Source organism: Aeromonas sp. CA23, assembly GCF_002587065.1.
Classification (GTDB): domain Bacteria; phylum Pseudomonadota; class Gammaproteobacteria; order Enterobacterales; family Aeromonadaceae; genus Aeromonas; species Aeromonas bestiarum.
The window spans coordinates 2,490,285-2,502,604 of the sequence record NZ_CP023818.1; the positions used below are offsets into that span (position 1 = coordinate 2,490,285).

At 64.2% G+C, this 12,320-nt stretch carries 7 protein-coding genes and 1 pseudogene; 4 read left to right on the forward strand and 4 right to left on the reverse strand.

Annotated features, from left to right (window positions below; translation table 11 throughout):
• Window positions 1-3: 3 nt before the first annotated feature.
• The 3 genes and pseudogenes from ybaL to rdgC all read right to left on the reverse strand — a co-directional run bounded on the left by ybaL (window position 4) and on the right by rdgC (window position 4,907).
• Window positions 4-1,647, reverse strand: coding sequence for a YbaL family putative K(+) efflux transporter (gene ybaL / locus CK910_RS11775; RefSeq protein WP_098983181.1), 1,644 nt, complete (start codon window positions 1,645-1,647; stop codon window positions 4-6).
• A gap of 385 nt (window positions 1,648-2,032) precedes the next feature.
• Window positions 2,033-3,815, reverse strand: a pseudogene (gene ggt, locus CK910_RS11780) (gamma-glutamyltransferase).
• 180 nt (window positions 3,816-3,995) lie between these two features.
• Window positions 3,996-4,907, reverse strand: a complete 912-nt coding sequence (gene rdgC / locus CK910_RS11785) for a recombination-associated protein RdgC (RefSeq protein WP_042870993.1) — start codon at window positions 4,905-4,907, stop codon at window positions 3,996-3,998.
• A 180-nt stretch (window positions 4,908-5,087) separates the two neighbouring features.
• Here rdgC and CK910_RS11790 point away from each other — a divergent pair, with 180 nt between their 5' ends.
• From CK910_RS11790 to CK910_RS11800, 3 genes are all read left to right on the forward strand, one after another.
• Window positions 5,088-5,516 carry a GNAT family N-acetyltransferase gene (locus CK910_RS11790; RefSeq protein WP_043556397.1) on the forward strand — a complete coding sequence of 143 codons (429 nt, stop codon included), beginning with the start codon at window positions 5,088-5,090 and terminating at the stop codon, window positions 5,514-5,516.
• 105 nt (window positions 5,517-5,621) lie between these two features.
• Window positions 5,622-6,848, forward strand: a complete 1,227-nt coding sequence (locus CK910_RS11795) for an exonuclease SbcCD subunit D C-terminal domain-containing protein (protein ID WP_098983184.1) — start codon at window positions 5,622-5,624, stop codon at window positions 6,846-6,848.
• Window positions 6,845-10,603: an AAA family ATPase gene (locus tag CK910_RS11800; RefSeq protein WP_098983187.1), complete on the forward strand. Its 3,759-nt coding sequence runs from the start codon at window positions 6,845-6,847 to the stop codon at window positions 10,601-10,603. Before CK910_RS11795 ends, CK910_RS11800 begins: the two co-directional genes overlap by 4 nt.
• 72 nt (window positions 10,604-10,675) lie before the next feature.
• On the opposite strand, the gene CK910_RS11805 is transcribed toward CK910_RS11800, so the two are convergent.
• Window positions 10,676-11,221 carry a cytochrome b gene (locus CK910_RS11805; protein ID WP_098985065.1) on the reverse strand — a complete coding sequence of 182 codons (546 nt, stop codon included), beginning with the start codon at window positions 11,219-11,221 and terminating at the stop codon, window positions 10,676-10,678.
• A 229-nt stretch (window positions 11,222-11,450) separates the two neighbouring features.
• Here CK910_RS11805 and CK910_RS11810 point away from each other — a divergent pair, with 229 nt between their 5' ends.
• The gene (locus CK910_RS11810) at window positions 11,451-12,269 is read left to right on the forward strand and encodes an ABC transporter substrate-binding protein (protein ID WP_098983190.1); all 819 of its coding nucleotides are present in this window, start codon (window positions 11,451-11,453) and stop codon (window positions 12,267-12,269) included.
• The last annotated feature ends 51 nt before the right edge of the window (window positions 12,270-12,320 follow it).

Sequence of the window (12,320 nt, forward strand, 5' to 3'; positions counted from 1 at the left end):
CGTTCAGCCCGTGGTTTCGGCCAGCATGCCGAGCGCTATCTCCCGCTCCCCCATGATCACCTTGTCTGCCCCCTGCCGGGTGAGGAAGTTGACTTCGTCATCGCTGTGGGCGCGGGCTATGACCCGGATGGCCGGATTGATCAGCCTGGCCTGGGCGATGGCCTCGCCGGCCTCGAAGCTGTTGGGGATGGCCACCAGCAGCCAGCTGGCATCGGCGATGGCGGCGCGACACAGCACCTCATCGCTTGCCACGTTGCCATTGATATGAGGGATCCCGGCCTGGTGCAGGCTCTCCAGCCGGTGCGGATCCTGCTCTATCACCACCAGCGGCCGCTCTGCGGCTTGCAGCCCTTCCACCAGCAGGCGGCCGACCCGGCCAAAGCCCACCAGCACAGTGTGCTCCTTCATCTCGACGGCCGGGCACTTGCACTCGGCCAGCGCCTGGGTGTTGTCGGCATCCGGGTGTTTCTCCAGATAGCGCTCGACGGCGTTGAACACCAGCGGATTGAGCATGATGGAGAGGCTGGCACCCACCAGGATCAGATCCCGGGCCGCTTCCGGCACCAGCTTGAGCACGATGGCCAGGCCAATCAGGATGAAGGAGAACTCGCCGATCTGGGCCAGGCTGGCGGAGATGGTGAGCGCGGTGCGCTGGCTGTAGCGAAACAGCCGCACTATGGCGTAGGCCGCCACCGACTTGCCGAACATGATGATGAACAGGGTGGCCAGCACCGCCAGCGGATCCGTCAGCAGCACAGCGGGGTTGAACAGCATGCCCACCGAGACGAAGAAGAGCACGGCGAAGGCATCCTGCAGCGGCAAGGTGTTGTTGGCGGCGCGATGGCTCAGCTCGGAGCTGTTCATGACGATGCCGGCGAAGAAGGCGCCGAGGGCGAAGGAGACGCCGAACAGCTTGACCGCGCCGAAGGCGATGCCGAGGGAGCCGGTCAATACCGCCAGGGTGAACAGCTCGCGGGAGCCCGTGCTGGCGGTGTGAGCCAGCAACCAGGGGATGAAGCGGCTGCCCACCACCATCATCAGCGCCACGAACAGGGCGACCTTGCCGAGGGTCCAGCCCAGATCCAGCGTTATGCTCTGCCAGCTCATGCTCTGATCGCCGTGCTGGATATTGGCGAGTATGGGCAGCATCACCAGCGCCAGCACCATCACCAGATCCTCGACGATGAGCCAGCCGATGGCGATGCGCCCCTGCAGGGTCTCCAGGTTCTGGCGGCTCTCCAGCGCCCGCAGCAGCACCACTGTACTGGCGGTGGAGAGGGCGAGGCCGAACATCAGACCGGCGGTGAGATCCCACCCCATAAGGGAGGAGAGCCCCATGCCGAGCAAGGTGGCGACCGCTATCTGGACGATGGCGCCCGGAATGGCGATCTTCTTCACCGACATCAGGTCGCTGAAGGAGAAGTGCAGGCCCACCCCGAACATCAACAGGATAACGCCCAGTTCCGCCAGCTCGGGCACCAGCGCCATGTCGGCCACATAGCCAGGCGTGAAGGGGCCCGAGATCACCCCGGCCGCCAGATAACCCACCATGGGCGAGATCTTGAGGCGATGGGCAAGCATGCCGAGCACGTAGGCGAGCACGAAGCCGCCAACCAGGGTGGTAATCAGGGGAAGGGAGTGGTCCATGTCGTCACCTCGCTAATGGCAGTCAGGGGGCTACCAGATCACCGCGCGGGATGAACAGGGCAGCTGTCAATGAGCAGGGGGCGAAAGAGACAGATGTTGGCCGCGACAAACACTGGATATTGGGGACAACAGTTGTCGTTTCTGTTGAAAAATAATACATTTTTTGCCTAAAAGCAATATTTATCCACATTTCAACGCTTATTTGCGATTAAAAGTGCATAAGTATCGAAATGCAGGGGGGAAGGGGCGCCTTTCTCCATTTTGTTGGCAGGAGTAATTAATCTGCGATGATTTTGGTCTGCAAAGTGTGCGCCCCGGGGCGGCGCCAGGATGCAACAAGCAACAAGGCGACCCTGAGGTCGCCTTGTTGCATAGACGCGGGCACTTATTCGCCCTTGGCAATCCCCTCGCGCCTCGGATCGGCGGCGCCGAACCAGCCGCCGGCATTGCGCTCGACCCCCTGCAGGCCCGAGGTCTGCTCGCTCAGCACCACCTCGTGTCCCCTCGCCTTGAGCCCCTCGACCACTGCCTCGGGGGTGCGTCCCGCCTCCAGCTCGGTGGGGCCGTTGCGGCTGCCGAAGTTGGGCAGGTTGATGGCCTGCTGCAGGTTCAGCCCCCAATCCTGGGTGCCGAGCAGCGTCTTGCCCACGTAGTTGATGATGGCGGAGCCCCCCGGAGAGCCCAGGCTCATTTCGAGCTCGCCACTGTGCTTGTCAAACACCAGCAGGGGGGACATGGAGGAGCGCGGCCGTTTGCCGGGCGCGACCCGGTTCGCCACCGGCAGACCGGCGGCATCCACCGAGGTGAAGGAAAAATCGGTGAGCTGGTTGTTGAGCAGGTAGCCGTTGACCATCAGTCGCGAACCGAAGCCATCCTCGATGGAGCTGGTCATGGAGACTGCCATGCCCGCCTTGTCGACGATGGAGACGTGGCTGGTGGAAGGCAGCTCGGGGGTAGCATCCTTGCCGCGAGCCAGTGCCAGCGGCGGCGTGCCCGGTTGGGCCAGGCCCATGGAACGCTCGCCGATAAGCTTGCTCCGCTCGGCCAGATAGCCCTTGTCCAGCAGCCCCTTCACCGGCACGCTGACAAGATCGCCGTCCGCCACATACTGGTTGCGATCGGCAAAGGCGAGCCGCGCCGCCTCGCTGTAGAGGTGAATGGCCTCGCTTGATGCGGCCAGTCCCCCTTCCGTCGTGGCGATCGGCTTGAGGGCCGCCATGTCGCGGCTCTCCAGCATGCCGAAGATCTGGCCCAGGGCTATGGTGCCGGAGGAGGGGGTGGGAAAGCCGCAGATCTGGCTCTGGCGATAGTCAAAGCAGAGACCGTCCCGCAGCTTGGCCCGGTAGCTGGCCAGATCCGCCGCCGCCAGCACGCCGGGATTGGTGGGATGCTGGCGCACCTTGGCCACCATGGCCTGGGCCAGCGGTCCCTGATAGAAGGCATCCGCCCCCTGTGTGGCCAGGGTGCGCAGCACCTTGGCCAGCGCCGGGTTGCTGAGCGTGCTGCCGGCGGGCCTGGGGTGTGCCATCCGGCAGATAGAAGTAGGCACGGGCATCCGGGTCCCTGGCGAGGTAGGGATCTTTTGCCAGCAGGGTGGCCAGCCGCGGGCTTATCACAAAACCCTGCTCCGCGAGCGTGATGGCGGGCTCGAACAACGTGGCCCAGGGCAGCTTGCCATAGCGCTGATGGGCCAGCGCCAGTGCCCGCACCGTGCCCGGCGCGCCGACCGAGCGGCCACCCACCACGCCGTCATAGAAGGCCATCGGCTTGCCATCCTTCATGAACAGCTGATCCGTGGCGGCGGCAGGGGCCGTCTCGCGACCATCCACAGCCGCGACCTTGCTGCCATCCCACACCAGCAGCAGGGAGCCACCGCCGATGCCGGAGGATTGCGGCTCCACCAGGGTCAGCACCAGTTGCACCGCGATGGCGGCATCCACGGCGCTGCCACCCGCCCGGATGATCTGGTAGCCCGCATCCACCGCCAGCGGGTTGGCGGCCGCCACCATGAAGTCATGGCCCTGCCAGCCCTGTTTGTCGATCCAGCCGCTGGCCGCCTCGGGGGCAAGCAGGGTCTGGGGCGGCGGGGCATAGTGAAAGCCCTTGTCGCTGGCGCAACCGGCCAGCAGGGCGAGGGCAAGGGTCAGCCCCAGGGGTTTGAGCAACATGACACTCTCCTTGTCTGTTTTATGACCATGAGGGGCGACTATGTCACGATTGGCACTGGTTACTCAAGTTGTTGAACAGGATCAATGCCTTACTCATTTATCAATAGGCCCCACCCGTCAGCGCCGGCCATAAAAAAACCGCCCTGGGGCGGTTTTTGCAATTTGGTGAAGCAGGCCGGGCTAGATGGACTGCTCTTCGCCACCCAGGGCGGCAAACAGCGCCGGGATGAACTGGGCCAGCTCGGCGGTCACCAGGGCGAAGTCGGCATCCAGACGGGCGGCGGGATCTTCGCTGGTCACGTCGTCGTTCTGCTCGCGCAGCTCTTCGCTGAACTTGAGGCGCTTGATGGAGATGTCGTCTCCCAGCACGAAGCTCAGGGTCTCGCCCCAGTTGAGGGCCAGCTTGGTCACCAGCTTGTCGTTGGCCAGGTGGTTCTTGATCTCGTCGGTCATCAGATCCTGCTGCTTGCAGCGGATGATGCCGCCGTGCTCCATGGCACTGCGCAGCTCGGCTTCGTCTTCCAGCGCGAAGGAGGCGGGCAGATTGCCCTCGCTCAGCCACTCGGTCATGGTGATCTCGGGCGGATTCTTGAGGGCCACGGGCACCACGGGCAGGGTGCCTATGCTCTTGCGCAGCAGGGCCAGCAGATCGTCCGCCTTCTTGGCGGAGCCCGCGTCCACCACCATCAGATTGTCGGCCGGATTGATCCAGGCGAAGGTCTGGCTGGTACGACTGAAGGCACGGGGCAGCAGGGTGTGGAGTATCTCCTCCTTCAGCGCTTCCTTCTCTTTCTTCTTGAGGGCGCGGCCCTGCTCGAATTCGATCGCTTCTACCTTCTCCGCCAGCATCTCCTTGACGACGGAGCCCGGCAGCATCTTCTCTTCCTTGCGGGCACAGAGCAGGATGTGGCCGGCGGCCGAGTGGGTCAGGGTCGAGCCGAATTTGCCAAGGGGCTTGACCCAACCGAACCGGGAGATGTCCTGACTGCCACAAGGGGTGAAGGCGCAGGCCTCGAGCTGGGTTTCCAGCTGATCCACTGTCAGGTCAAAGGGGCGGGTAAAGCGATAAATCTGCAGGTTTTTAAACCACATGGCGTCCTCGGTCTCATAGATTGTCCGGCGGGCATTGTACTAGAGAGGCGCTTTGTGATCAGCCAATCATTCTCGCTAAATAAAGGGCGATCGAGTTCACAGGGAGCCATGTTCGCCCCCAACCCTGTCATCAAACTCCCCTAGACTGCGGGTGTTCAAGTTGTTAACAAGGATGCAGATATGTTGAGGCCGAGTCGGTCAGAGGACATGGAAGAGATCGTCGAAATCTGGTTGCTGGCCTCCCTGCAGGCCCACGATTTCGTCGATGCCTCCTGCTGGTGGCAGGCCCAGGAAGATCTGCGCACCCGCTATCTCGACCACGCCCGCATCTGGGTATTCGAGGAGCGCGGCGAGCTGCTCGGCTTCATGGCGCTGGTGGATGACTACCTCGCCGCCCTGTTCGTGCGCCCCGACCGGCAGGGACGCGGCGTGGGCCATGCCCTGCTGCAGGAGGCCAAGTCGCAGGGGGCCAGGCTGCATGCGCGGGTGTTCGTGGAAAACGATCAGGCGGTGCGCTTCTACCGCCGCCACGGCTTTGTGATCGAGGGGGAGGAGTTCGATCCCCTCACCGGCCATCCTCAGTACAAGATGTGTTGCGAGCCCGCCTGAATCTGACGCCACCGGCCTGTTTTGCTTGAAAAAAGGGTGGCGTATCCTCATCTTGTCTGCATTGGGTGCCGTGGGCACCACTCCTCCATTTCGAGCCGTTTTCTCATGAAGATCCTGCACACAGCCGACTGGCACCTTGGCCATCAACTCCATGGCCATGAACGCCGTTTCGAACACGACGCCTTTCTCGACTGGTTGACCGATACCATCAAGCAGCGGCAGATCGACGCCCTGCTGGTGGCGGGCGATCTGTTCGACACCGCCAACCCTCCCGCCAGCGCCTGGCAGCAGCTCTATCGCTTCCTGGCGAGGCTGCGGGCCGAGATGCCCCGCCTCAACATGGTGCTGATCGGCGGCAATCACGATTCTCCCTCCAAGCTGGATGCGCCCCACGAGCTGCTGCGGGCCTTCGACCTGCATCTGGTGGGCAGCATCAGCCGGGACAGTGATGGCAGGCTTGAGACAGATCGCCTGCTGGTGCCGCTGCAAGACAAGGAGGGCAAGATAGCCGCTTGGTGCGCCGCCGTTCCCTTCCTGCGCAGCAGCGACCTGAGGGTCGAGCAGCTTGAAGAGGGGCAGGATCGGCTGATCGAGGGGGTTCGTCAGGTCTATGAAGAGGTGCTGAGTGCCGGGCGGGCGCGCTGCGAGCCCGATCAGGCGCTGATCGCTATGGGTCACGCCTATCTGGCGGCGGGCCAGCTCTCCGAGCTCTCCGAGCGGCGGGTGCTTGGCGGCAACCAGCATGCCCTGCCGGCCGACATCTTCGCCGCCGCCGACTATACGGCGCTCGGGCACCTGCATCTGGCCCAGAGCCCGGCCCCCGGCGTGCACTACAGCGGCTCGCCGTTGCCGCTCTCGCTCGCCGAGGCCAACTACAACCATCAGGTGCTGGAAGTGACATTTGAGGGGGGCCAATTGGTGGGGCTGGAGCGGCTCCCTGTGCCCCGCGCGGTGGAGATGATCCGGCTGCCAGAGAGCGAACTGGAAGGGGCGCTCAAGGCCATCGAGGCGCTGGCGCTACCCGCTTGCCAACAAGAAGCACAGCCCTTCCTCGAAGTACGACTATTGTTGCCCAGACCTGAGGCCCGCATCCGCGAGCGCATTCTGGCGGCCATGGCCGGCAAGCCGGTGCGCCTGGCCCGCATCAGCACCCGTTATCTGGGATCCGGGCAGGGGCTGGCCGATGGCCAGAACCAGCGCAGGCTGGATGAGCTCTCCCCCACGGAGGTGTTCCGGCTCTGCTATCAGCGCCAGTTTGACGGTGAACCCGGGGCCGAACTGGTGGCCTCGTTTGAAGAGATATTGCAACAGGTGAAGGAGTCCGGCGCATGAAGATCCTGTCCCTCAGCGGTGAGAACCTGGCCAGTCTGACCGGGGCCTTCACCATCGACTTTACCAAGGGGGCGCTCGGCGCCGCCGGTCTGTTTGCCATCACGGGCAACACGGGCGCCGGCAAGAGCACCTTGCTCGATGCCATCTGTCTGGCGCTGTACGACGAGATGCCGCGCTTTATCGCCAACCGCAAGAATGTTGAGAAAATTGGCCGAGCGGATGAAGACGAAAAAGAAAAGTTAACCGCCAATGATGTGAAAAACATCCTCAGCCGTGGCCACGCCAGCGGCTGTGCCGAGGTGCAGTTTCGCGGCTGTGACGGTCGCATCTGGCTGGCGCGCTGGGCGGTGCGGCGGGCCCGCAACCGCTCCGAGGGGCGCTTTCAGGCTCAGGAGCGCAGCCTGACTGACGTGGCGTCGGGCCAGGTCTTCTCCGGCAGCAAGCGGGAGCTGCAGGATCGCATCGACGAGCTGGTGGGGCTCTCCTGGGAGCAGTTCCGCCGCGCCGTGATCCTGCCCCAGGGGGAGTTTGCCGCCTTTCTCAAATCGAGTGCCGACGAGCGATCCGCCCTGCTCGAGCGCATGACGGGCACCGAGCTCTATTCCGCCATCTCCATCCAGACCCATGAGCGGGCGCGGGAGGAGCAGCAAAAGTTGGCCGCCATAGGGCAACGGCTCGGCGACGTGGCGCTGATGGACGAGGCGACCCGCGAGCAGTGGGTCACCCAACAGTTGAGTCTCTCCACCGGCCTCAAGCACGAGCAGCAGCAGCGCCAGCTGTTGCAGGACTTGCGCGATCTCAACGATCGCATCGCCGCCCAGTTGCTGGCCTGTCAGGAGGGGCAGGCGGCACTGGCCGCCGCCGAAGCGGCTCACGCCCAGGCAGCGCCCGAGCGGGAGGAGTTTGCCCGCGCCGAGCAGGCCCAGGTGGCCCGCGCCGATCACGACGAGCTGGCGCGTCTCACCCTGGAGGTGCAGCAGCAGGAGCAGCTAATCGGCCAGTTGGGGCCCGAATTGGCACAGGTTGAACTGGCACAGCAGCAGGCCGCGCTGCGCGAGCAGCAACTGCTGGCCGACAAGATAGCCGCCGAGCGTGAATGGGGGGCGCTGCAACCCGAGCTCAAGCGGGCGCAGGAGCTGGATACCCGCATCAGGGAGAAGGGCAGCCAGTTGCAGGACGTCCAGCAGCAGGGGGCGCAGGCGCGCACCCTGCAACTGGCGCTGCAGCAGGAGTGGCAACAGCAGGCGGGCCGGGTGCAGGCACTCGAGACACGCCGCCAGCAATGGGCACTCTGGCTGGACGAGCGCAAGGCGCTGGCACCCCTGGCGCGCCAGTGGCAACCCTTGCTGGCGGCCATGCAGGATTGGGCCGAGGGTCGGGATCAGCTGCAACATCTGCTGCAGAGTCGTGAGCACAAGGGCCATGCCCTGCGGGATCTCAACAGCCGGCTGGAGCAGGGTCAGCAGGAGCGGGACTACTGGCTGCAGGAGCGCACGCGGCTGCAACAGCAGCACGATCAGTTGCAGGCGCAGGAGTGGGACGGCCAGGTCGCCAGGGCGCAGGAGCAGCGGCAGGCCCAGACCGAGCAGCTGGCGCGGGTGCGGCAACTGCTGGAGCTGGCGGAGGCGGGCCGCAATCACAGCGAGCAACAGGAGCGCTTGCTGCAAGAGATGGCGCTGCTCGAGCAACATCTGCACCGCCTGGCCGGTCAGCGCGATGAGCTGGTGCCGGCGCTGGAACGGCTCGCCACCCAGCGTGGCGAGGCGCGCCATGCCCTGGAGCAGGCTCGCGCCGTGGCCAGCTTGGAGCAGTACCGTCACGTGCTCAGCGATGGCTCTCCCTGCCCGCTCTGCGGCGCCGAGGAGCACCCCTATAGCCAGAGCCAGCCGCAGGTGGCCGGCATACTGGCGCAACTGGCCGAGCGTGCCCGTCAGCTGGAACTGGAGTGGGAGCGGCTCAATCATCAACATATTCAGGGGGAGAGCGAGCGGGTGGAACTGGCCCGTCAGCTGGCCGCCCGTCAGCAGCGCCAGCCTGAGCTTGAGGCGAGATCCGAACAGCTGACCCAGCGCTGGTTGCAACTGGGCGGCAATACCCTGCTGGGGCATGAGCTGCCCTTGCGCCAGAGTCCGGCTGAGTGGGCGGATCTGCTGGCGCATCTCTTGGCACAGGGAGAGACCCTGGAGCTGGGTCTGGTGGCCGGCCAGCGCCAACTGCAGCAGGCCCAGCAGGGGCAACAGCTGTTGATGGGGCTGCGCAATCAGCTGACCCAGTTGACTGCCCGTCATCAGCAGTTTGAACAGCAGTGGCAGGAGGCCGAGCGGCAGAAGATAGAGTGGGAGGCCGAACTCAAGGCGCTGGCTGAGCAGGAGGCCGCACTGCGCCAGCGTCTGATGCAGGGAGAGGCTCGACTCGATGAACAGATGGGGGCCGAACCCTGGCGCCAGTGGCTCGGCAGCCGGCAGTGGCTCGAATGGCAGCAGACCTGCGAGGCCTATCTGCAGGGGCAGCGCGAGTGGGAGCAGCTTGGCAGTGAACTCGCCAGCCTGACGCCGGGCGTGAGCGCGCAGGAGGCGCGGGTGCAGAGCCAGAACGCGTTGCTGCACAAGCTGGAGCGCGACTACAAGGAGGCCGAGTTGCAGCGCCACGGCTTGCTCGCCAGCCGCGAGGCCTGCCTCGGAGGCCGCCCTGTCGCCGAGGTCGAAGGCGAATGGCAACGGCGGCTGTCACATGCCGCCAGCCAGCTCGAGGAGGCGGTGGCCGCCTTGCGGATTGCCCGGGAGAAACAGACCGAGCTCAAGGCCAGGCTGACTCACCTTGAGCAGGACAAGCAGGTGAGCAGCCGTCGCCGGCGCGAGGTGCTGGGACGCTGGGCGGCGCACGCCAGCACCCTGGGCATCGCCGAATATGATCTGCGGCGGCTGCTGGCCATGGGGCCGGATGAGCTCAAGGCTCGCCGTGTCGCCTTGCAGCAGCTGGACGACGCCCTGGCCGAGGCCCGTACCCGGCTGGCCGAACGCCAGCGGGCGCTGGCGTTGGAGGAGGTCAAGCTGGCGCGTTATCGCGAGCATCACGGCGAGCTGACCGCCCTCTCTGCACAGGATCTTGGCCTGCGCCTGGGGGCCAGCGAGGCCCATTGCCGCGAGCTGGAAGAGCAACTGTTCCAGTGCAAGAGCACCCTGGCCCAGGCCGAGGCGGCTGCCCTCAAGGCGGGCTCCCTGCAAGAGGAGTTGAGCCGCCAGCAGGCGGTGGCGGATCACTGGCAGCAGCTGTCCGAGCTTGTCGGTTCCGCCAGCGGCGCCAAGCTGCGCACCTTCGCCCAGAGCCTTACGCTCGAACGTCTATTGTTGGAGGCCAATGCCCAGCTCGGTGAGCTGTCGCCGCGCTACCGGCTGGAGCGGGTACCCGGCACGGATCTGGCGCTGCAGGTGGTGGATCTCGACATGGGGGACGAGGTGCGATCCGTGGACTCCCTCTCAGGTGGCGAGAGCTTCCTGGTGTCGCTGGCGCTGGCGCTGGCCCTCTCCAGCCTCTCGTCGCGCCAGACCCAGGTAGAGTCGCTGTTTATCGACGAGGGCTTTGGCACCCTGGATCCGGACAGCCTGGATCTCGCGCTCTCCAGCCTGGACTCGCTGCAGGCGGCCGGCCGCCAGATAGGCGTCATCTCCCACGTGCAGACCCTGGTGGAGCGGATCGGTGTGCAGATCCGGGTCGAGGCCCTCGGCGGCGGCGAGAGCCGGGTGGTGCTGCCCTGATGGTGATGTTTCAGCCATGGCAAAAGGCCCCTGTCAAAGGGGCCTTTTTGTTGGCGTGTTCCAGACATGTGCTTATTTCCGCTCGGGCAACATATTGGTCAGTGTGTTGTCCTTGAGCACATGGTGGTGATAGATGGCGGCAACGGCGTGCAGGGCGATCAGGGCATAGCCTATGTTGGCCAGCGTCTCGTGCAGCTCCTTTATCGTTCCCTTAATGCCATCATCCGGCGCAATCAGGGCGGGCAGTTCGAACCCGAAGAAGGGGATGGGCTTGCCGCCTGCGCTCAGCAGCAGCCAGCCCAGCAGCGGGGTGAGGATCAGAAAACCATACAGCGCCAGATGGGCGAGCTGAGCCAGCTTGAGCATCAGGGGAGACTGTTCGGGCACTATACGGGGTGAGGGGCTGCTGAAACGCACCAGCAACCGCGCCACGACCAGTGCCAGGATCAGCAAGCCCGCCATGAAGTGAAACTCCTTCATCAGGTCGCGCCCGGCCGAGCCCTTGGGAAAGATGTCCCTGAATTCCATCAGGGCGTAGACGGCGATCATCAGCAGCAGGGTCAGCCAGTGCAGGCCGATACTCAGGCTGCCGTAACGTTGTTCGGTATTCTTCAACATGTTCATGTCCTTCTCTGGGCACTCATTGCATCACTTTTTATTCATCCGGGCTGCTTCCTGTGCCCGGACCTCCTTGCATCCATCTCCATGTTACAAGTCCTGTTCGACCAAACTTTGATCTCGATAACTTTTTAACATTTTATTCTCATCTCTCAGGCGGTGCCCGGCGAGGCTCCTCTCTGCGCAGGGCTATGCTTCTGGTAACGGCAGTGCTGATGAGGATCTGGTCATGAAACATCTTGGGTTGGGCGCTGTGCTGCTGCTCATGCTGGGCGCAATTCTGCTTGGCGTGGCGGGCAGTGGCAGCGATCGCCTCTCTGCGGCAGAGCCTGAGCATCCATCGCACTTTTCCGCCTATCTGGGGCTCTTGCCTGGGCTCATCGATTCCGATGGGAGCGGCCCCTTCGTCGATCTGGTCAAGGCCATAGCCGCGCTGGATGACGGGGTTGAGGTGAGCGTGATGGTCTACCCCATGTCGCGTGCGACGCGCAGCGTGGTGGTGGGGGAGGCGGACTTCAATCTGCCCGCCCTGCGCAATCCCTATATCGACGAGTCCATGCTGCCCTATCGCTTCAGTTCGGTGACCTTCGGCAAGGTGACCCATGTGCTCTACAGCAACAGCGCCGCTCCCATCACTCCGGCCATGGTGCTCGGTTACGAGTACACCAAGCGCGACCTGCTCATCGAGGGGGTGAGCGACTTCTGGCCCTTCTCGGTCAAGCGTTCCCTCTCTATCGAGCAGTCCCTCGGCAAGTTGAGCAGGGGCCGTATCGATGCCTTCCTCTGGGCGCAGGAGGAGGCGGATTTTGCACTCAAGAAGATGGGACTGACCAATATCCATCGAGTCTATTTTGGCGAGTTTGACGATGTGTTCATCATCCCCAAGGGGGAGAGAGGCGACGCGGTGGACCGCTTCCTGACGCAGTCCATCGAAAGGCTCAGGGCCACCGGCCAGCTGGGCCAGATCTACTCCGGCATCCATGGTCCCTATCAGGAGTGGCAGCCGGGAGAAAGCGCTGCGACCAAGGCGGTCCGAACGACGCCATGATCCAGTTTACCGAGTCGGCAGACTCACTTACTTTTGAGTGAAATATTGGTA